The sequence below is a fragment of the Halomonas borealis genome (assembly GCF_004798905.1).
GTDB classification, from domain to species: domain Bacteria; phylum Pseudomonadota; class Gammaproteobacteria; order Pseudomonadales; family Halomonadaceae; genus Halomonas; species Halomonas borealis.
In genome coordinates this window covers 23,843-43,567 of sequence record NZ_SDMO01000001.1, presented here as the reverse complement: position 1 = coordinate 43,567, position 19,725 = coordinate 23,843, and the positions used below count along the sequence as shown (strand labels likewise).

The 19,725-nt window shown below is 67.6% G+C and carries 17 protein-coding genes; 11 read left to right on the top strand and 6 right to left on the bottom strand.

Annotated features, from left to right (window positions below):
- The 4 genes from ETC07_RS00205 (at position 1) to ETC07_RS00190 (ending at position 3,253) form a co-directional block, all read left to right on the top strand.
- Positions 1–540, top strand: coding sequence for a hypothetical protein (locus tag ETC07_RS00205; protein ID WP_136246533.1), 540 nt, complete (start codon positions 1–3; stop codon positions 538–540).
- 7 nt (positions 541–547) lie between these two features.
- Positions 548–1,771 carry an MFS transporter gene (locus ETC07_RS00200; protein WP_136246532.1) on the top strand — a complete coding sequence of 408 codons (1,224 nt, stop codon included), beginning with the start codon at positions 548–550 and terminating at the stop codon, positions 1,769–1,771.
- A gap of 64 nt (positions 1,772–1,835) precedes the next feature.
- A complete protein-coding gene (locus ETC07_RS00195; RefSeq protein ID WP_205742477.1) occupies positions 1,836–2,888 on the top strand; it encodes an asparaginase in 1,053 nt (350 codons plus the stop codon).
- Positions 2,889–3,016: 128 nt separating this feature from the next.
- Positions 3,017–3,253: a DUF2789 domain-containing protein gene (locus ETC07_RS00190; RefSeq protein ID WP_136246530.1), complete on the top strand. Its 237-nt coding sequence runs from the start codon at positions 3,017–3,019 to the stop codon at positions 3,251–3,253.
- 231 nt (positions 3,254–3,484) lie between these two features.
- On the opposite strand, the gene ETC07_RS00185 is transcribed toward ETC07_RS00190, so the two are convergent.
- On the bottom strand, positions 3,485–3,895 hold the full coding sequence (locus ETC07_RS00185) for an SRPBCC family protein (protein WP_136246529.1): 411 nt from the start codon (positions 3,893–3,895) through the stop codon (positions 3,485–3,487).
- A 191-nt stretch (positions 3,896–4,086) separates the two neighbouring features.
- Here ETC07_RS00185 and queC point away from each other — a divergent pair, with 191 nt between their 5' ends.
- Genes queC through ETC07_RS00165 form a run of 4 tightly spaced genes read left to right on the top strand, consistent with a single transcriptional unit; the run spans position 4,087 to position 6,551 of the window.
- Positions 4,087–4,806, top strand: a complete 720-nt coding sequence (gene queC / locus ETC07_RS00180; RefSeq protein ID WP_136246528.1) for a 7-cyano-7-deazaguanine synthase QueC — start codon at positions 4,087–4,089, stop codon at positions 4,804–4,806.
- Complete coding sequence (gene queE, locus ETC07_RS00175; RefSeq protein WP_136246527.1) at positions 4,799–5,440, top strand: 7-carboxy-7-deazaguanine synthase; 642 nt, start codon at positions 4,799–4,801, stop codon at positions 5,438–5,440. The genes queC and queE overlap by 8 nt, the downstream gene beginning before the upstream one ends.
- Complete coding sequence (locus ETC07_RS00170) at positions 5,440–6,285, top strand: 6-pyruvoyl trahydropterin synthase family protein (protein WP_136246526.1); 846 nt, start codon at positions 5,440–5,442, stop codon at positions 6,283–6,285. Before queE ends, ETC07_RS00170 begins: the two co-directional genes overlap by 1 nt.
- Positions 6,282–6,551 (top strand): YkgJ family cysteine cluster protein, encoded by a 270-nt coding sequence (locus tag ETC07_RS00165; RefSeq protein ID WP_136246525.1) that lies wholly within the window; start codon positions 6,282–6,284, stop codon positions 6,549–6,551. The genes ETC07_RS00170 and ETC07_RS00165 overlap by 4 nt, the downstream gene beginning before the upstream one ends.
- Positions 6,552–6,672: 121 nt before the next feature.
- Here ETC07_RS00165 and ETC07_RS00160 read toward each other — a convergent pair whose 3' ends face one another.
- From ETC07_RS00160 to ETC07_RS00150, 3 genes are read right to left on the bottom strand one after another with little or no spacing between them, the layout of a single operon-like run.
- Positions 6,673–10,566 (bottom strand): ATP-binding protein, encoded by a 3,894-nt coding sequence (locus ETC07_RS00160; RefSeq protein ID WP_136246524.1) that lies wholly within the window; start codon positions 10,564–10,566, stop codon positions 6,673–6,675.
- A 33-nt stretch (positions 10,567–10,599) separates the two neighbouring features.
- Complete coding sequence (locus ETC07_RS00155) at positions 10,600–11,229, bottom strand: MiaE family protein (protein ID WP_136246523.1); 630 nt, start codon at positions 11,227–11,229, stop codon at positions 10,600–10,602.
- A gap of 38 nt (positions 11,230–11,267) precedes the next feature.
- Entirely contained in the window at positions 11,268–11,702 is a 435-nt protein-coding gene (locus tag ETC07_RS00150) for a DUF1289 domain-containing protein (RefSeq protein ID WP_136246522.1), read from the bottom strand.
- 255 nt (positions 11,703–11,957) lie between these two features.
- Here ETC07_RS00150 and acnB point away from each other — a divergent pair, with 255 nt between their 5' ends.
- Positions 11,958–14,561 (top strand): bifunctional aconitate hydratase 2/2-methylisocitrate dehydratase, encoded by a 2,604-nt coding sequence (gene acnB, locus ETC07_RS00145; RefSeq protein ID WP_136246521.1) that lies wholly within the window; start codon positions 11,958–11,960, stop codon positions 14,559–14,561.
- A 285-nt stretch (positions 14,562–14,846) separates the two neighbouring features.
- Positions 14,847–15,443, top strand: a complete 597-nt coding sequence (locus ETC07_RS00140) for a porin family protein (RefSeq protein ID WP_205742476.1) — start codon at positions 14,847–14,849, stop codon at positions 15,441–15,443.
- A gap of 105 nt (positions 15,444–15,548) precedes the next feature.
- Here ETC07_RS00140 and ETC07_RS00135 read toward each other — a convergent pair whose 3' ends face one another.
- A complete protein-coding gene (locus tag ETC07_RS00135) occupies positions 15,549–16,046 on the bottom strand; it encodes a hypothetical protein (RefSeq protein WP_136246519.1) in 498 nt (165 codons plus the stop codon).
- Positions 16,047–16,259: 213 nt separating this feature from the next.
- Complete coding sequence (gene ppsA / locus ETC07_RS00130; protein ID WP_136246518.1) at positions 16,260–18,644, bottom strand: phosphoenolpyruvate synthase; 2,385 nt, start codon at positions 18,642–18,644, stop codon at positions 16,260–16,262.
- A 230-nt stretch (positions 18,645–18,874) separates the two neighbouring features.
- On the opposite strand from ppsA, the gene ppsR reads away from it, so the two are divergent.
- A complete protein-coding gene (gene ppsR, locus ETC07_RS00125) occupies positions 18,875–19,708 on the top strand; it encodes a posphoenolpyruvate synthetase regulatory kinase/phosphorylase PpsR (protein WP_136246517.1) in 834 nt (277 codons plus the stop codon).
- Positions 19,709–19,725: the final 17 nt, after the last annotated feature.

Genomic DNA, 19,725 nt, shown 5'->3' with positions numbered 1-19,725 from the left:
ATGTGGAAGAGCAAGTGGAAGTCGCTGTTCGGCAAGCCCCCGATTCGGGTTTGGGTCATCAAGCAGATCGACGCCGACCTGCTGCACCTGTGTGGCGAGGGCCATGTCTCTCCCGACGGCCAGCGAGCAAGCCATGGCGTGCTCACGGCCCTTTCACGGGGCGAGTACCATGGCGCGGTGGAAATGCTCGACAACGGTTTCATGCTCAACGCCCGACTGTTTGTCGCCCTCCTGCCGGGCGACGCCTTCCATCTCGACGCCTCCGGCCTTGCTCACTGGCAGGGCCGGAGCTGGCGGGTATCCCGCGTTCCCCAGCGTTGCTGGACCTATACCGGACCACTGGTGGCCGACCCCATGCCTCACGGCGAAAGCGGATGGGTCAGCAGCGAGGACGTCAGCGACATTCGCCGGCGCGCCGAGAGCGAGCCTCGGGCCACATCGCCGCATCTACAATTCGGCGCCGCCGACGACCTCGAGGGCGAGGCCGCATTCGCGCAACGCTGGCGCCGTCGCATCGGCGGGACGCCACCCGATAAATAAGACCCGTATGACCACGACTGACCGCGGCGCACGCCGCACCTCCCCAGCGCCCGGGGTGTTCATTGCCCTGATGATCCTGGTCGGCCTCAACCTGCGCCCGGCCCTGTCATCGCTGGCCCCACTGTTGCCCCGCATCGAGGACGACAGTGGCCTGCCGATGCTGGCGATCGGCGCCCTGACCACCCTGCCCGTGCTCTGCCTGGGGCTCTTCGCCCCCTCCGCACCCTGGTTGTCGCGGCGCCTGGGCCCCGAGCGCACCTTGTCACTGGCGCTACTGGTGCTGGCCACAGGCCTCGGCCTGCGCGGCCTGGCCGCGCCCATCTGGCTGTTCGCCGGGACCCTGCTGGTCGGTGCCGGTATCGGCATCGCCGGGACCCTGCTGCCCGCGCTGGTCAAGCGCGAGTTACCCGACAGCGCCGACCTGATGACCGGCGTCTACACCATGGCCCTGTGTCTGGGGGGCGCCCTCGGCGCCGGACTCAGCATCCCGCTGGCCGAGGTGTTAGGAGGCTGGGCCACGGCGCTGACCAGCTGGGCGGCACTGGCCGTGATCGGCCTGATCGCCTGGCAGACGCTGATGCCGGCCCCACCCGGTCGCCCACCGGCGGTGCCCCGCCGCGGTGACACCCGCGCGCTACTGCGTCAACCGCTGGCCTGGCAGGTGACCCTCTACATGGGCTGCCAATCCTCGCTGGCCTATATCGTCTTCGGCTGGCTGCCGACCCTGCTGGTGGAACGCGGCTACGACGAGGTCGAGGCCGGCTGGATGACCGGCGGCTCGGTGATGCTGCAACTCGGGGCGGCCCTGTCCGCCCCCTGGCTGGCCCGGCTGGGGCGCGATCAGCGCCCCGCCCTGCTGCTGGTGCTCGGCATGATCGGCGGCGGCCTGTGGATACTGCTGATGGGGCCGATCGAGTGGCGCTGGTACGGCGTGGCGCTGCTGGGCTTCGGCCAGGGCGGCGGCTTCAGCCTGGCGCTGTCGTTGATCGTGCTGCGCACCGCCGACGCACGCCTGGCCGGCAAGCTCTCGAGCATGGTACAGGGCATGGGCTACACCCTGGCCGCGCTGGGGCCGCTAGGCGTCGGCGTGATGCTGGAACTCGACCTCGGGCTGGCCGCCATCAGCCTCGCGCTGGTGGCCATCACCGCCGTCGCCACCGGCTTCGCCCTGCTGGCCGGCCGCAATCGACGCCTGACCCGTGACGAACACGATCGCCTCATCGTGCGCTGATCCCACGCCGCCGTCCCTTCAGCCGGCGCCTTATCATGGCTTGCATCTTCTGACTGGAGCCCCCATGACGTCATCCGCTTCCTCGCTGCTGGTGATCTACACCGGCGGCACCCTGGGCATGGTGGAAAGCCCTGACGGGCTCGTTCCCGGCCACGACATCGAACCGCGCCTGCGCCGTGCCCTGGCGTCCCTGCCGCCGGCTCGTCGGGCCGAGCTTGCCGATTTCCGGGTCATCGCCACCCCCACGCCCATCGATTCCAGCGCCGCCACCCCGCTCGACTGGCAGCGTCTCGCCGAGCTGATCGCCAAGCACTACAGCGAGGCCGCCGGCATTGTGGTGATCCATGGCACCGACACCCTGGCCTGGACCGCCGCCAGCCTGGCTTACCAGCTGCAGGGGCTGGACCGCCCGGTCGTGCTCACCGGCGCGATGCAACCCCTGGAGGCGCCCGGCAGCGACGCGCTGGCCAACGTCGAGGCGGCGCTACGCTTCGCCGCCGAGCCGCGCTTGCAGGAGGTGGCGATCGGCTTCGCCGGCCGCCTGCTACGGGGCGTGCGCAGCCGCAAGTGGCAAACCCACGAGGCCGATGCCTTCACGAGCCCCAATCATCCACCGCTCGGCGACTGGGTAGAGGACGAAGCGGTGCTCTACCCCGAGCAGGGCCTGCAACACCACCAGCGCGGCGCCCCGCGCTTCGAGCTGCTCGACTACACGCCGCTCGCCGCAGGAGCGGTGCCCCGCATCGTACTATGGCCGGGGCTCGCGGCCTGGCAGCTCGAGGCCTGGCTGCTGGACGATCGCGTCAAGGGGGCGCTGCTGGAGGTATGGGGCGGCGGCAACCTGCCAGACGACCCGCGCCTGGCAGGCGTGCTGGCCCAGGCCTGCGGTGAAGGCAAGCTGCTCGCCGCCATCAGCCAATGCCCGCACGGCGCGGCGGCCATCGGCACCTACGCCGCCGGCCAGGCGCTGAGCGATGCCGGCGTGCTGTCCGGTGACGACATGACTCCCGAGGCAGCCGTGACCAAGCTGATCCACCTGCTGGCCCAGCCGCTGCCGGACGAGGAACGCCGACGGCGCTTCCTGACCCCACTGGTCGGCGAGCGCACCGCGCCCTGAACGAGTGGGGCTGGACTCTGCTGGGTTCATCGAAGCCGAGCGTTGAAGACACCCTGGCCGCCCTGCCGCCGCGAGGGCGCGCGGGCGGCTAGAGTGAAGGCACACGCTTCCCGCTACAGGTGCACGCCATGGAACATCCCGACCATCCCTTCAGCGAACTCTTCGAACAGCTCGGCCTGGCCTCGGACCCCGAGGCCATCCGGCGTTTCATCGAGCGCCACGCCCCGCTTCCCGAAGGGGTGGAGCTGGCCGATGCGGCCTGCTGGAACGAAGGCCAGTCGGCCTTCCTGCGCGAGGCCCTCGACGCCGACGCCGACTGGGCCGAGGTGGTCGACCATCTGGACGCCTCGCTGCGCAAGGGCTGAGGCCAGGCGGCCGGAAGGGTATTCACGCTCGTCGATACGGCGTCGACAGTCGGCTAAAAATGCTCGTTTAGCGCTCGTGAATGCCGATTATTCGCCGATCCTTGCCTTGGAACCCACATCAGGGTGGGAGGTGTGCAGCTCCGCAGGGGGACGGGCCTTGCCCGATCCTTCGCCCGCCGACTTGTCAGACAAAGCTTAGGCAGCCCCGGCAGCACACGCTGTGCTGCGGGGCTATAGCCTGGCGGCGACGCGATCCAGGATCTGCTGACTGACTCGATTGACCAGCGGCGTCACCGCCCGCTTGACCGCCTTGTCGACCAACCGGCTCTGAATCTCGTATTCCAGGGTCAGCTCGACCTCGGTGCCTTCCGGCACCGGCGTCAGCCGATAGCGGCCGCGGTTCTGCACGCCGCTGAGGGACTCCCAGGCCAGCGCCTCGGGCGCACGACGCTCGGTGATCGCCACCTCGAAGGTCCAGTCCATGCGCACCGCCTTCACGTGCCAGCGGTAGCGCCCCTCCCCCAGCGGCTCGATGCGCTCGATCAGGTCCGAATAGTCGACGAAGTCCTCGACTCGCTCGAGCAGGGCGAAGACGCGCTCGGGGGGCGCCTCGAGGGTGGCGCGATGTTCGATGGTGGCCATGCCGATTCCTTGTGCTGGAGGCCTTGGGGGTGACTCCCAGCTTCCCCGAAGCCCCGGGTTCTGTCCACCCCGTGGCGAGCTTGGCGCCTGTCCCATCGGTCACGTACACTGTGCGCCCCTGCCGGACCGGACCCCGGCCAAGGTTTCGTCGCACGCGACGAACAGACAAATTCTCCGCCCATAGGATCCCCATGTCAGCATCCCCCGCACCGGCCACCGTCGTGATCTACTCCGGTGGCATGGACTCCTTCACCGTGCTCCACCGCGCCCTGCGCGAGGGCCGTGACGTCCACGCCCTGTCCTTCGACTACGGCCAGCGCCATGCCCGAGAGCTCGAGGCCGCCCGCGAGGTCTGTCACGACCTCGGCGTGCCCCACCAGGTGGTCGACATCACCGCCATCCATGGCCTGATCGATGCCTCGGCGCTGACCGACACGGGACGCGAGCTACCCGACGCCGAGTACGCCGAGCAGAACCTCAAGGCCACCGTGGTCCCCAATCGCAACATGGTGCTGCTGTCGCTGGCCATCGCCAAGGCGGTCAACATCGGTGCCGACCGCGTCGACTACGGCGCCCATGGCGGCGATCACATGCTCTATCCGGACTGCCGCCCCGAGTTCGTCGAGGCCATGAATGAGGTGGCCGGCATCGCCAACTTCGAGCCGGTGACCCTGCATGCCCCCTACCTGCGCGCGGGCAAGGAGGCGATCCTCGCCGACGGCCTGGCCATGGGGCTCGACTACGCCAACACCTGGACCTGCTACCGCGGCGAGGCGCTTGCCTGTGGCCGTTGCGGCAGCTGCCGCGAGCGGCTGGCGGCCTTCGCGGCCAATGATGCCGTCGATCCCCTGAGCTATGCACAGCGGCCCGCCGCCGACACTCAGCCGCCCGAGGACACCACCGATGTATAGCGTCAAGGAGGCCTTCTATTCGCTGCAGGGCGAAGGGGCCCAGGTCGGGCGCGCCAGCGTGTTCTGCCGTTTCAGTGGCTGCAACCTGTGGTCCGGTCGCGAGGCCGATCGCGCCACCGCGGCCTGCCGCTTCTGCGATACCGACATCCGCGGCACCGACGGCCAGCATGGCGGACGCTTCGCCGAGGCCGCGTCCTTGGCCGACCACCTGACCGCGCTGTGGCCCGATGCCCCGGGTAGCGCCACGCCCCAGGTGATCTTCACCGGCGGCGAGCCGCTGCTGCAGCTCGACGAGGCACTGATCGAGGCCATGCATGAACGCGGCTTCGACGTCGCCGTGGAGAGCAACGGCACCCTGCCGGCGCCGCCGGGCATCGACTGGCTGTGCGTTAGCCCCAAGGGCGACACGGTCCTGGTGCAGACCCGCGGCGACGAGCTCAAGCTCGTCTATCCGCAACACGACGCGCCGCCCGAACGCTTCACCGCGCTGGACTTCCCCCACTTCTTCCTGCAGCCGATGGACAGCGCGCCGCTGGGCGGCGACGACACCATGGCCGACACCGTGGCCTACTGCCTGAACCACCCCGAGTGGCGCCTCTCGCTGCAGACCCACAAGATCACCGGGATCGACTGATGACGCTGTTCGTTAACCGCCTCACCCATCTGGATGCCTCGCTATGGTGCCCCGAACGTGGGCTGATCGGCGCCAGCTGGCGCGTCGACGCCGAACTCGATGGCCCACTCGGCGAGGATGGCATGCTGTTCGACTTCGGCGAGGTCAAGCCGTGGATCAAGTCGCGGATCGATCAGGGACCCGACCACACCCTGCTGGTGCCCACCCAGGCGCCCGGCATCAGCGTGCACGATGCCGCGGAAGGGCTCTGCGTGCGCGCCGAGGCGCCCTATCCGTTCGAGGTCCGCGGTCCGCGCCACGCCTTCACGCTGCTGCCCTGGCCGGCCATCACCGCCGAACGACTGGCCGAGCACCTGTCCGCCACCCTCACTCGCCAACCGCCGCCCCGGGTCGAGGCGATCCGTCTGACGCTCGCCGACGAGCCCATCGACGGCCCCGGCTACACCTATAGCCACGGCCTCAAGCGCCACGCCGGCAACTGTCAGCGCATCGCCCATGGGCACCGCTCACGCCTGCACATCTGGCAGGGTGGCGAGCGGTGTCCTGCGCTCGAGGCCGACTGGGCCTCACGGCTGGCGGATCGTTATCTGGTCGACGAGGCCGACGTCAGCGAAGGCCTCGACGCGACCTTCGCGGGCCGCCTGACCAGCCGCTACACCGCCGAACAGGGCCGCTTCAGCCTGACCCTGCCGAGAGAGCGCTGCATGACGCTTCCTACGCCGACCACGGTGGAACACATCGCCGCCTGGCTGGCCGGCGAGATCGCCGGCGAGACCGGCCGCACCACACGCGTCCAGGCCTTCGAGGGCATCGATAAGGGAGCGCTGGCGGAGGCACGCCCATGAGCGTGCCCGACCCAGTCGACGGCTGCCGCCCGGGCTGTGGCGCCTGCTGCATCGCACCATCGATCAGCTCGCCGATTCCCGGCATGCCGGACGGCAAGCCCGCGGGCATGCGCTGCGCCCAGCTCGACGACGACAACCTGTGCCGGCTGTTCGGTCAGCCTGAACGACCGGCGGTCTGCGCTCGCTTCGACTTCGATCGCGAGCTGTGCGGCGAACACCGCGACCAGGCGCTGGCGCGCATCGCCGCCCTGGAGGTGACGACCTGAGCGCGCCTCGCTCGAGCCTCGCCCGATACCGCCTCCACCCGCCAGTGCATGACAAACGCCCGGCGACGCTCGTCTTGCGAGCCTCGCCGGGCGTCGTCGTTCGCCGCTGGGGTGTGAGGCGTCAGCCTTCCAGGTCGGCGGTGTGCGGCAGCCGTCGATCCAACAGGGTCCGCCAGCGCGCCAGCACCGGGGCATCGCTGTGGCTGACTTCGCCCAGCAGCCCGCGGAAGGCCGTGCGCGCCGCCTCGTCTCGGGGGTCGACCAACGTCAGCCAGGCTTCCAGGGCGTTCAGCTGCTGATGCAGGTTACCATCGCCCCGTGCCTGCTCCAGGCCCTGGTCGATCAACGCCCGCACCTCCTCGGCGGCATGCCCCAGGCGGTGACGCACCCGGGCCAGCTCCACCGCCAGTTCGGCGACGAACAGCGTGGACCGCTCGCGGGCGATCAGCAGGCACTGATCGAGATAGTCTTCGGCGCGTGCCAGCTCGCCCAGCGAGGTGCAGGCGTCTACCCACCATAGCGAAGGCCGCTGATAGGGATCGCGCCCCGTGACCTCGGCGAACTCCTCCTGGCAGGCCTCGATACGCTTGAGCCCTTCGCGGTCGCCGGACAGCGCCCGCTGCCAGCCCAGCACCTGCCGCGCCGAGACCTGCCAGAGCTGCAGGTCCGGCGTGCTGGTGATCTCGTAGGCACGCTCGGCGCGCTGCGCGGCCAACTGTACGTGCCCCACCTGACGGTAGAGGGCGGCGGCATACATCAGCGCCATGGCCAGGCTGCCCGGATGATTGATGCGCTCGGCCAGGCGCAGCGCCGACTCGATCTGCTGCTGGGCGCGATGGTAGTCGCCACGCAGACACAGCGCCCAACTCTGGAAACAGGTCGCCGCCACCTGGGGATGGTCGGAGAACGGCAACCATTCGATCATCATCGGCGCATTGAGCGGGTCGATCTCCTCGAGATGCTCATGCGCCTGCTGGATGCGACCCGCCCAGTACTCGCAGCTGGCGCGCGCGAAGTCAGCCAGCCGCTGATAACGCGGGTCCTCCAGCCGAGCCGCCAGATCGGCCAGCCGCGAGGCCAGCAGGAAGGCGTCGGCATGGGCGTTGCGCTGGCTGCAGCCGACCCACAGGCCCCACTTGACCAGGAAGGCCTGCTCGAGGTCTTCGCTGTCCTCCGGCACCTCGTCGGCGCAGGCCAGCAGCTCGCGAGCCCGCACGAAACTCTCATGGGCGGTGGGCGAGCCGTGGCCCTCCAGGGCGAAGGCCGCCTGGCCGCGCACCGTGTGCAGGCTGATCTCGCGCTCCTGCTGGTCTTCCACCTGGCGCAGGCTGGCCAGCCCGAAGTCTGCCATGCGCAACGCAGTACGGTTGGCGCTCACCTTGAGCGCCTCCCGGGCCGCCAGCTCGAAGTAGCGTGCGCCACGGGCATAATGGCCGCTGCGCCGCAAGTGAGTCGCGAACTCGCCCGGGTGGCGGCTGATCCACACCGGGAAACGCTCCTCGATCAGCCCCACGACCTGACGATGCAGGGCCACCCGCACGTCTCGTGGGCACGACAGGTAGGCCGCCTCCTGCAACAGCTGGTGCGTGAACTGGTACTCGCGCCCTTCGCCTGCCTCATCGACCGGCTCGATGATTTCCAGGCGGGTCATCTGCTCGAGCGCCGCATGCAGCCGCGGCATCTCCCGGTCGCTGCACTCGGCGAGGAAATCGAGCCGGAAGCGCCGCCCCAGCACCGCCGCCACATGAGCCACGTCACGATCGCCATCGAGCTGGTCGATGCGGCTGGCCAGCAGGCCGAGCAGGCCGCGCGGCAATTCGTCTAGCTCGATATGACGACCCTCGCGGCGATCCATGTCGACGCGGCGGCAGATTTCCTGAAGATACAGCGGCACCCCGTCGCAACGCTCGACGATCTGGCTGCGCAGGCGCGGGCTGAGATGCAACCGGTAGCGACGCGCCAGCTGGGTGAGCAAGCGCGACGACTGCATGGGATCGAGGCGCCCCAGGGTGACCTGTTGGTCCCAGTCGAGCTTGGCCGGCAGCGCCTCGCGGCCGTGGTGGCTGGCCACCATCAGGAAGGGGCAGTTGATCGGCAGGCGCGCCTGCAGCCCGGCCAGCACCTTGAAGGAGGGCTCGTCGAGCCACTGCAGGTCATCGACCATCAACACCAGCGTGCACGCGTCGGTGACGCGTTCGATCAGGCGCCGCAACACCCCCACCACCAGCTCCGCCACTTCGCCGCTCTGGGTGAGCATGGTCATCTCGCGTGGCTCACGGACACCCAGCGCCTCCTCCAGCAGCAGCCGCTGCTCGTCATCGAGCGTCTCGGGCAACAGCGTGGCCAGACACTCGGCATCGAAGGCCTCTTCGAAGTGCCAGTTCAGCAGCTGACGAGCCACCCCATAGGGTTCCTGGATCGACAGCCGAGTCATCGGCTGCCAGCAGATCAGCGCCTCGCGGCTCTGCTCGAGATGGCGAAAGCCCACCAGCAGCGCCGACTTGCCGAGCCCCGAAGGACCACGCACCAGCACGCTCTGACGCAGGCCGATGCCGGCCCGGGCCAGGGCGTCGCGTAGCGTGCGCAGCGCCGCCTCGCGCCCGATCAGGCTCGGCGGCATCGCCTCGCGGCCGCCTTCGTTGGCGCCCAGCACCAGCGCCCGCAGCCATACCCGGCCGTCGCTCGCCACCAGCCGCGAGGAGAGCCGCGGCTGCAGGTCCAGCGCCGGTGGCATGTGCTGGCTGGCCTGCTGGGAGATCACCAGCTCGCTGCCCTGGGACGCCGACATCAGCTCCAGCGCGCCCTGGGTGACCTCGCCCAGCGGATCGACCAGCTTGCGCTCCGGCAGATAGACCACCTGGCCGCTGTTGAGGCCGGCCGCCAGGCGAATCCCCGGCGGCTCGCCCTCTCCGCTCCAGTAGCGGGCGCATTCATCGGACAACGCCCGCTGGCAGTGTTCATAGAGCGCCACCAGCTCGGCGAGCTGGTGCGCCGGGCCATGAGTGCCGAAGCAGGCCAGGCCGATGCCGCCGACGGCACCGGGCAACCAGAAGCCACCCAGATGGTGACACTGCTGCTCGAGCCAGCGCATCAGCTCGACCTGCAGTGCCAGGCAGGCACGCGTCTCGCCTCGAGTGGAAAGATCGGCATCCAGGTTCAGGCGAATCGCCATCACCGAAAGCTGACGCATCTCGATTTCATCGTCACGCAGCGGCGTACTGTCCGCCGCCAGGGTGCGCGAGAAGCCGGCACCGGCCGCCTCGCCGGGGGAGTCGTCGGACCAGTAGCGGGCCAGCTGCAGGAAGGCGGGATCCGGCTGCTGCCCGGTCAGCGCCAACAGCTGCAGGTAAGCGCTGTATTGCTCATGGGCGGCCGCCAGCTGGCCCTTCTCGGCGAGCTGGCGTACCAGGCGCTCGTGGAAGGGGCCGTAGCCGGAGAAGCGGCTGACCAGGGTCTCCAGCAGCGCATCAGGCAACGGCTCCGATTGCTCGAGCACCGACTCGGCATAACGGATCACGCGCTGACGCCACTCGTTGCGCATCTGCACCAGCCAGCGCTGGAAATCGGCGCAGGCGCCGAGCTGAAGCTCCTCGACCAGATCGCCTTGATAGCACTCCAGGATCTCGCCCAGGGTCGCGACCCCGGCCGGCGCCTCGAGCATCGCCTGGAGCTCATGCAGGTCGAAATACCAGTCTGCCGGCAGCTCGAAGGCGATGGTCTGACGCGACACCGACAGCACCTCCTCGGCCTGCTCGCCCAACGACTGGCGCAAGCAATGCAAGGCATGGCGCAGGTTGGTACGACCGGAAGACAGGCCCTGGTCGGGCCACAGCAGCTCGGCCAGGGTCGCCCGATTGACCGGCTGCTCGTGGAGCAGCAGGTAGACGAGCAGCGCCTTGACCTTGTCATAGCTGAAATGGGTCAGCGCATCGTCGCCCAGGCTCAGCGAAAAGTGACCAAAGAGAGCCAGGCGATCTTGTTCGTCACGGGTCACGGCGTCGGAAGCATCCCGCATGATGATGAGATCCTGCTGGGCGGCGCCCCCGAATCAAGCAGGCACGCCGCTGTGAAAACGAAATGCCGTGTCCGGCATGGCGATCAGTTCGGCTTCTCGCGCGGCGAAGAAGGCCACCCGATCCTCGATGGCACTCGGGGAAGCCTGGTTCGCCAGCATCAGGTAATCCTCATAGTGACGCCCTTCCGACTTAACCAGACTGCGATAGAACTTGGCAAGCTCATCGTCAAGGTGCGGGATCAAACGGGCGAAACGCTCGCAGCTGCGCGCTTCGATCAGCGCGCCCACGATCAGGATGTCGACCAGCCGATGCGGGTCCTCGGGGCGCAGGTGGCGGCGCAGGCCTTCGGCATAGCGCGAGGCCGTCAGGTGGCGATAGGCGATACCCCGATCCTCCATCAGCTTCACCACCTGCTCGAAGTGCAGGAGTTCCTCGCGCGCCAGCTGGCTCATCTTGGTCAGCAGCAAGGGCCGATCGACGTAGCGATAGAGCAGGCTCATGGCCGTCGATGCGGCCTTCTTCTCGCACTGGGCGTGGTCGATCAGCAGCAATTCGGGGTTATCCAGCGCCCAGCCGACCCAGGCATCGGGCGTCGGGCAACGGAGGAATTCGAGCAGCCCCTCGGGCAGCAGGTCAGCGGGGGCTTGGGCAATGGCGGTCATCGAGGCGTCCGGCGGTGTCAGGGAATCAGGAAAGCGGGTCAAGGAAGCGAGGCATGCGCTTCGCGGCGCGCCTCGGCGGCAACGCGCAGATCGGCGGCGATGCGGGCATGCAAGGCGGCGGCATCGAGCGGCTCGACAGGCAGCAGGCCGTAACGCGACAGGTCGCGGATACGGTCACGCCCGACACGCAATAGCTCCACCGCCCGCGACAGCGGCGGCTGCTCGGCCCGGAAACGGATGCGGTGGCGCACCAGCTGCGCCTCGAGAGCGTCGGCATCCACCACCCGAAGGTGGCGGCCGGCCACGTCTGCGCGCAGGGCATCCAGTTCGGCCATACGCCGCGCGCGCGCTTCGCCATCCAAGGCCGGCCAGTCGCATATTTCGTCGTCGATGCGCTGACATCCCCGGCAGACACGATCGCCCACCGTGGTCGAACACAGCCCCACACAGGGCGAGGCAACACGTCCCGCCATCGGCCGCTCCTCTGCGTTGATCAAGGTCTCACCATGGTAACGTGACACCCGCCCACTGGCACCCCACCGCCGCTCGAACCCGACCAGAGACCAAAGTTCGAAGCCCCGCATGGCCGGCATTCTTAACATTGTCGACAGTTTCTCCTAGAATAGCGCCACCGTTGACCGTGCCGATTCAGTCGTGCCGAGCGTTTCGCCGAGGCGTCACCGCCGCCGCGAGGCGCTCGGCCACCACTAACCAATGAGGGCCACCACGTGCTTGAAGCCTATCGCCAACATGTCGAGGAGCGTGCCCAGGCGGGCGTTCCGCCGAAGCCGCTGAACGCCGAGCAGACGGCTGCCCTGGTCGAACTGCTGAAGAACCCGCCGGCCGGCGAGGAAGAGGCCATCCTCGACCTGTTGACCAACCGCGTGCCGCCGGGCGTCGACGAGGCCGCCTACGTCAAGGCCGGTTTCCTGACCGCCATCGCCAAGGGCGAGGCCGAGTCGCCGTTGATCGACCGCATCCACGCCGTCAAGCTGCTGGGCACCATGCAGGGCGGTTACAACATCGTCTCGCTGGTCGAGCTGCTGGACGATGCGGCCCTCGCCCACGAGGTCGGTGAACAGCTCAAGCACACCCTGTTGATGTTCGATGCCTTCCACGACGTGGAAGAGCGCGCCAACGCCGGCAACGCCGTGGCCAAGGACGTCATCGCGTCATGGGCCGAGGCCGAGTGGTTCCTGTCCAAGCCGGCGCTGGCCGACAAGATCACCCTGACCGTGTTCAAGGTGCCTGGTGAGACCAACACCGACGACCTGTCCCCGGCGCCGGATGCCTGGTCGCGTCCGGACATTCCGCTGCACGCCAACGCCATGCTCAAGAATGAGCGCGACGGCATCGCCCCGGTGGCCCCCGGCGAGACCGGCCCGCTCGAGCAGGTCGAGGAAGTGAAGGCCAAGGGCCATCCGGTCGTCTACGTGGGCGACGTCGTAGGCACCGGCTCCAGCCGCAAGTCGGCCACCAACTCCGTGCTGTGGTTCTTCGGCGACGACATCCCCAACGTGCCGAACAAGCGCGCCGGCGGCTTCTGCTTCGGCGGCAAGATCGCCCCGATCTTCTTCAACACCATGGAAGATTCCGGCGCCCTGCCGGTCGAGCTGGACGTCGAGAAGCTCGACATGGGCGACGTCATCGACGTCTACCCGTATGAAGGCAAGGTCTGCAAGCACGCCACCGACGAGGTGCTGTCGACCTTCGAGCTCAAGACCCAGCTGCTGCTCGATGAAGCGCGCGCCGGCGGGCGCATCCCGCTGATCATCGGCCGCGGCCTGACCGCCAAGGCCCGTGAATCCCTGGGCCTGGCGCCGTCCGACGTGTTCCGTCTGCCCGAGCAGCCGGCCGACACCGGCAAGGGCTTCACCCTGGCCCAGAAGATGGTCGGCAAGGCCTGCAGCATGGACGGCGTGCGCCCGGGCATGTACTGCGAGCCGAAGATGACCACCGTGGGCTCCCAGGACACCACCGGCCCGATGACCCGCGACGAGCTCAAGGATCTGGCCTGCCTGGGCTTCCAGGCCGACCTGGTGATGCAGTCCTTCTGCCACACCAGCGCCTACCCGAAGCCGGTCGACGTGGAGACTCACCACACCCTGCCCGACTTCATCATGAACCGCGGCGGCGTCTCGCTGCGCCCGGGCGACGGCATCATCCACAGCTGGCTGAACCGCATGCTGCTGCCCGATACCGTGGGCACCGGCGGCGACTCCCACACCCGCTTCCCGATGGGCATCTCCTTCCCGGCGGGCTCCGGCCTGGTGGCCTTCGCCGCCGCCACCGGCGTGATGCCGCTGGACATGCCGGAATCGGTGCTGGTGCGCTTCAAGGGCGAGCGTCAGCCCGGCGTCACCCTGCGCGACCTGGTTCACGCCATTCCCCATGCCGCGATCCAGGAAGGCCTCTTGACCGTCGACAAGTCCGGCAAGAAGAACGCCTTCTCCGGCCGCGTGCTGGAGATCGAGGGCCTCGAGAACCTCACCGTCGAGCAGGCCTTCGAGCTTTCCGACGCCTCCGCCGAGCGTAGCGCCGCCGGTTGCACCATCACCCTGGGTGAAGACTCGGTCACCGAGTACCTGACCTCCAACGTCACCCTGCTCAAGTGGATGATCGCCAACGGCTACGGCGACCGGCGCACCATCGAGCGCCGCATCCAGGCCATGGAAGAATGGCTCGAGAACCCGAGCCTGATGCGCGCCGACCAGGATGCCGAATACGCCGAAGTGATCGAGATCGACCTCGACCAGCTCAAAGAGCCGGTGCTCTGCGCGCCGAACGATCCCGATGACGCCCGCCTGCTCTCCGAGGTCGCCGGCCGGTCCATCGATGAGGTGTTCATCGGCTCGTGCATGACCAACATCGGCCACTTCCGCGCCGCCGGCAAGCTGCTCGAGAAGCAGCCCGCGGGTAGCCTGAAGACCAAGTTGTGGCTGGCACCGCCGACCAAGATGGACCAGCACCAGCTGACCGCCGAAGGCTACTACGGCATCTACGGCCGCGCCGGGGCGCGCATGGAGATGCCGGGCTGCTCGCTGTGCATGGGCAACCAGGCCCGTGTCGCCGCCAAGAGCACCGTGGTCTCCACCTCGACGCGCAACTTCCCGAACCGCCTCGGTGACGGCGCCGACGTCTTCCTGGCGTCCGCGGAGCTCGCCGCCGTGGCCGCCGTGGAAGGCCGCCTGCCAAGCGTCAGCGAATACCGTCGCTACATGAGCGAGTTCGACGCCATGGCCGGTGAGATCTATCGTTACATGAACTTTCACGAGATCGAGGAGTTCCAGAACGCCGCCTCGAACGTGATCCCGGTGTCTCAGGAAGCCTGAGCACCACCTTCGTCACCGATGCTCGCAACATCGTAGGCCCGCCGCCCGGCGGGCCGTCGACGACCGAAGCGCCCCGCCTCATGCGGGGCGCTTTTTTTGCGTCGCCAGAACGCGACAACGAAAACTCGCCCGGCGGCTCTCTCGCCTTGATGTCGAACGGTGTTCTTTTTAAAATATTCGGATTACTTTTTTCACCCATGTCACAGCCCGCGTCATCCGGCAGGACGCTCGACGACGCCGCGGCGCGGCGCTCGAGTCCCCGGTATCGCCCACAAGGAGATGCCCGTGAAACTCAAGACTCTGCTCACCGCCTCCGTCGCCACCGGCCTATGTGCGGTGTCCCCTGCCGTGCTCGCCGCGGATACCGACGGTCTCTACCTAGGCGTCGGCACCGGCTTCAGCTCGCTGGAAAACGACCAGGAAGAGGTCGACAGCTTCATCGAATCCGGCTCCGACGACTTCGAGGTCGACGACGACGACAACGTCTTCAAGGGCTTCGTCGGCTATGAGTTCAACCCCTACTTCGCCACCGAGGTCTTCTATTCCGACCTGGGCCATACTCGCCTTGAGGGTAACGACATCGGCAATACCGATCTCGAATCCCAAGCCTACGGGGTCAACCTAGTCGGCCAGCTGCCGATCACGTCCTGGTTCACCGCCTTCGCCAAGGCCGGCATGGCACAGTGGGAAACCGACGTCGACGGCAACCTCGGCGACGCCAACTTGGATCTCAAGGACAACGACGGCACCGACCCGGTCTATGGCGTCGGCGCACAGTTCAACTTCGAGCCCTTCCTGGTGCGTGCCGAATACGAGCGCTATGACTTCGACAGCGACTACCAGATCGACACCTTCACCGCCTCGGCGGGTATGCGCTTCTAAACCGCAGAACGAACACGCGGCAACCGGACGCCGGGCTCACGCCCGGCGTCTTTGCGTCTGGCCGACCGCCAGGCGCGGACGGCCCCGCCCGGCGGCTCGTTGCGCTTATCCGCGTCGGCAGCGCCAGGTGGCCAACAGGCCGACTAGCGCCAGGCCACACAGCCCCGCGGCCCCCCATCCCAGTGCCTCGACCAGCGCCAGGAAGGCCTCGGGCAACGACTGTGGCCGGGCGGCCATGCCATGCGCGACTAGTCGAGCGCCGCCATACAGCGCCCCCGCCAGCATTGCCAGCGGCCAGGCGCCACGCAGTCCGGCCAGGGCCATCGTCAGCCGCCAGGGTGACGACGGTTGCGCGGGCTTGTCTCGCCGTGATGCGGCGGCGCCCCGCCCCTTCTGGCTAGGCGTCGCCTTGGCGGACGCCTGCTTGGTCGAAGGCTTCCGGGAGGCGGCCCTGCCCTGCCCGGCCGACTTGCCGCGCGAACGCTTGCCGGAAGCACCGCGAGTGGCCCCCGTCCATGCCCAGCGGATGATGCGCCATGTCGTCCATCCGGCGCCGACGCACACCGCGAGTACCAGCCCACCCATCACCATGAAATACGCCATCGGGTGGCTCCTCGAGACATTCGACCGCCCATGATGCCAAAAGCCCGCGCCGCTGTGGGCTTCATCGTCCGAGCATCGGGCTTCGACTCGCGCCCGGCACCGTGCTTGCGCATCGGGCACGCGGCCTGTTCGTTCACCCGGGACAGGCACCAACGACGACACCCGGGCCTGGGCCCGGGTGTCGTCCGATCACGCTTGGCGTTCAGGCGGCGATCACTCCAGCGTTTCGCCGGCCAGCATGAACCAGGTCTCGAGCACCGCATCCGGGTTCAGGGACACGGAATCGATGCCCTGCTCCATCAGCCACTTGGCCAGGTCCGGATGATCCGAGGGCCCCTGGCCGCAGATGCCCACGTACTTGCCCTGGGCCTTGCAGGCCTGGATGGCCATGGACAGCAGCTTCTTGACCGCCGGATTGCGCTCCTCGAACAGCCCCGCGACGATGCCGGAGTCGCGATCGAGCCCCAGGGTCAGCTGGGTCATGTCGTTGGAGCCGATGGAGAAGCCATCGAAGTACTCGAGGAACTCATCGGCCAGCAGGGCGTTGGCCGGCAGCTCGCACATCATGATGACCTTGAGCCCTTGGGGATCGGCGTCGCCACCACGCGGCAGCCCGTTGGCGGCCAGCAGGTCGATGACGCCGCTGGCTTCCTCGGTGGTGCGCACGAAGGGCACCATGATCTCGACGTTGTCGAGGCCCATCACCTCGCGAACGCGCTTGATGGCCCGGCACTCCAGCTCGAAACAGTCCTGGAAGTCCTCGGACAGGTAGCGCGAGGCGCCGCGAAACCCGAGCATCGGGTTCTCTTCCCCCGGCTCGTAGAGCTTGCCGCCGATCAGGTTCTCGTACTCGTTGGACTTGAAGTCCGACAGCCGCACGATGACCCGCTGCGGGTAGAAGGATGCCGCCAGGGTCGAGATGCCCTCGACCAGCTTGTCGACGTAGAAGCTGACCGGGTCGTCATAGCCGGCGGTACGCACGTCGATGGTCTGCTGCAGGTCCGGCGACAGGGTCGCGTAGTCGAGCAGCGCCTTGGGATGCACGCCGATCATGCGGTTGATGATGAACTCCAGGCGCGCCAGGCCGACGCCGGCATTGGGCAGGCTGGCGAAGCTGAAGGCCCGGTCCGGGTTGCCCACGTTCATCATGATCTTGAAGGGAATCTCGGGCATCGCATCGACGCTGGTGACCTTACGATCGAACGCCAGCAGGCCGTCGTAGACATGCCCGGTATCGCCCTCGGCGCAGGACACGGTGACCTCACGGCCATCCGTCAGGGTCTGGGTGGCATCGCCACAGCCGACCACCGCCGGAATGCCCAGCTCGCGGGCGATGATCGCCGCGTGGCAGGTGCGCCCACCGCGGTTGGTGACGATCGCCGAGGCCCGCTTCATGACCGGCTCCCAGTCGGGGTCGGTCATGTCGGTGACCAGCACGTCACCGGCATGGATCTTGTCCATGTCGTCGGGGCTCGATACCACCTTGACCGCGCCGCTGCCGATACGCTGGCCGATGGCGCGGCCGGTCACCAGGGTGCGGCCCTTTTCCTTGAGATGGAAGCGCTCGAGCTTGCCTCCCTCCTGCTGGGAGACCACGGTCTCGGGACGCGCCTGGACGATGTAGAGCTTGCCGTCGTCGCCGTCCATCGCCCACTCGATATCCATCGGGCGACCATAGTGCTGCTCGATGATCACGGCCTGCCGGGCCAGCGCCATGACCTGCTCGTCATCTACGCAGAAACGTGTGCGATCGGCCAGCGGCACGTCGATGGTCTCGACCGACTTGCCGGCACTGGCGTCCTCGGTGTAGACCATCTTGATCAGCTTGGAGCCCAGATTACGCCGCAGCACGGCCGGGCGACCGGCGGCCAGGGTCGACTTGTGGACGTAGAACTCGTCGGGGTTCACCGCGCCCTGCACCACGGTCTCGCCCAGGCCCCAGGAGGCGGTGACGAAGACCGCATCGCGGTAACCGGATTCGGTGTCCAGGGTGAACATCACGCCCGAAGCGCCGGTCTCGGAGCGCACCATCTTCTGGATGCCAGCGGACAGCGCCACGTTCTCGTGGGCATAGCCACGGTGAACGCGATAGGAAATCGCCCGGTCGTTGAACAGTGAGGCGAACACCTCGTGCACGGCACGCTTGATGTTGTCGAAGCCTTCGATGTTGAGGAAGGTTTCCTGCTGGCCGGCGAAGGAGGCATCCGGCAGGTCTTCGGCGGTAGCCGAGCTGCGCACCGCGGCCTTGAGGTTCGGGTGCTTGGCGAGGAGCTGCTCGTAGCTCTCGCGCAGCGCGGCCTCGAAGGTCGGCGGCAGCGGGGTATCGATCACCCACTGGCGGATATCGGCGCCCACCCGGGCAAGCTCGGCGACATCATCCACATCCAGGGTGGCGAGCGCCTGATTGATACGCTCGTTGAGGCCCTCGTGAGACAAGAACTCGCGGTAGGCGTGGGCGGTAGTGGCGAAACCGCCGGGCACGGTGACACCGGCCTCGGCCAGGTTGGAGATCATCTCGCCGAGCGAGGCGTTCTTGCCGCCGACACGCTCGACGTCGCCCATGCCCAGCTGATCGAACCACTGAATGTAATCGTCCACGAAACCCCCTTAGGATTGGAAACCGACACCGGCAAGCACATGACTCAGTGCTATGAGTAGATGCTGCCGCACTCTACCAAGGGCCCTCCATATTCGCCATTGGTCTAACAGCTAAGTCACTGGAGGTTTTTTACAACAATTCGACGATCCCGGGGTTTCCTGTAGTCGCGCTTGTCTCCCCTCGCGCGAGACTCGACAATGACGTCATCCTCCCAGCCCGAGCGAGCCTCATGACACGCACCGCCTTCTTCATTTCCGATGGCACCGGCATCACCGCCGAGAGCCTGGGTCGCAGCCTGCTGGCGCAGTTCGCGAATGTCGAGATGCGCATGCTCACCAAGCCCTACATCGACAGCGTCGACAAGGCCCGACGCCTGGTCGAGGTCATCCAGGCGACCGCGGTCAAGGATGGCAACACGCCGATCATCATCGACACCATCGTCGACCAGAACGTGCGTGACGTGATCCGCAACGCTCCGGGCTTCCAGGTCGACATCTTCTCGACCTTCCTCGAGCCGCTGGAACAGGAACTAGCCACCCACTCTTCCTACAGCGTGGGCCGCACCCACGCCATCGGCAGCGACGATGTCTACATGGATCGCATCCATTCGGTGCACTTCGCCCTGGACAACGACGACGGGGCGCGGACCCATCAGTATGACCAAGCGGACATCATCCTGGTGGGCGTCTCGCGCTGCGGCAAGACACCATCCTCGCTGTATCTCGCCCTGCAATTCGGCATCCGCGCCGCCAACTACCCCTTCACCGAGGACGACCTGGACGACAACGGCAACCTCAAGCTGCCCCGCGCCCTGGCCAAGCATCGCCACAAGCTGTTCGGGCTGACCATCGACCCGCGCCGGCTGGCGGCGATCCGCCACGAACGCCGTCCCAATAGCCGCTACAGCTCCATGGACCAGTGCCTCCAGGAGGTCGAGCAGGCCGAGGCCCTCTACCGGCACCTGCACATCCCCTTCATCGATACCACGCGCTTCTCGGTGGAAGAGATCTCCACGCGGATGATCGCCGAGACCGGCATCCATCGGCGCTTTTCGCCACGCTGAGTCGGCGGGAAGGCACA

Coding starts and splice junctions, on each gene's coding strand:
- ETC07_RS00205 (WP_136246533.1), top strand. CDS start 1: ATGTGGAAGAGCAAGTGGAAGTCGCTGTTCGGCAAGCCCCCGATTCGG.
- ETC07_RS00200 (WP_136246532.1), top strand. CDS start 548: ATGACCACGACTGACCGCGGCGCACGCCGCACCTCCCCAGCGCCCGGG.
- ETC07_RS00195 (WP_205742477.1), top strand. CDS start 1,836: ATGACGTCATCCGCTTCCTCGCTGCTGGTGATCTACACCGGCGGCACC.
- ETC07_RS00190 (WP_136246530.1), top strand. CDS start 3,017: ATGGAACATCCCGACCATCCCTTCAGCGAACTCTTCGAACAGCTCGGC.
- ETC07_RS00185 (WP_136246529.1), bottom strand. CDS start 3,895: ATGGCCACCATCGAACATCGCGCCACCCTCGAGGCGCCCCCCGAGCGC.
- queC (WP_136246528.1), top strand. CDS start 4,087: ATGTCAGCATCCCCCGCACCGGCCACCGTCGTGATCTACTCCGGTGGC.
- queE (WP_136246527.1), top strand. CDS start 4,799: ATGTATAGCGTCAAGGAGGCCTTCTATTCGCTGCAGGGCGAAGGGGCC.
- ETC07_RS00170 (WP_136246526.1), top strand. CDS start 5,440: ATGACGCTGTTCGTTAACCGCCTCACCCATCTGGATGCCTCGCTATGG.
- ETC07_RS00165 (WP_136246525.1), top strand. CDS start 6,282: ATGAGCGTGCCCGACCCAGTCGACGGCTGCCGCCCGGGCTGTGGCGCC.
- ETC07_RS00160 (WP_136246524.1), bottom strand. CDS start 10,566: ATGCGGGATGCTTCCGACGCCGTGACCCGTGACGAACAAGATCGCCTG.
- ETC07_RS00155 (WP_136246523.1), bottom strand. CDS start 11,229: ATGACCGCCATTGCCCAAGCCCCCGCTGACCTGCTGCCCGAGGGGCTG.
- ETC07_RS00150 (WP_136246522.1), bottom strand. CDS start 11,702: ATGGCGGGACGTGTTGCCTCGCCCTGTGTGGGGCTGTGTTCGACCACG.
- ETC07_RS00135 (WP_136246519.1), bottom strand. CDS start 16,046: ATGGCGTATTTCATGGTGATGGGTGGGCTGGTACTCGCGGTGTGCGTC.
- ppsR (WP_136246517.1), top strand. CDS start 18,875: ATGACACGCACCGCCTTCTTCATTTCCGATGGCACCGGCATCACCGCC.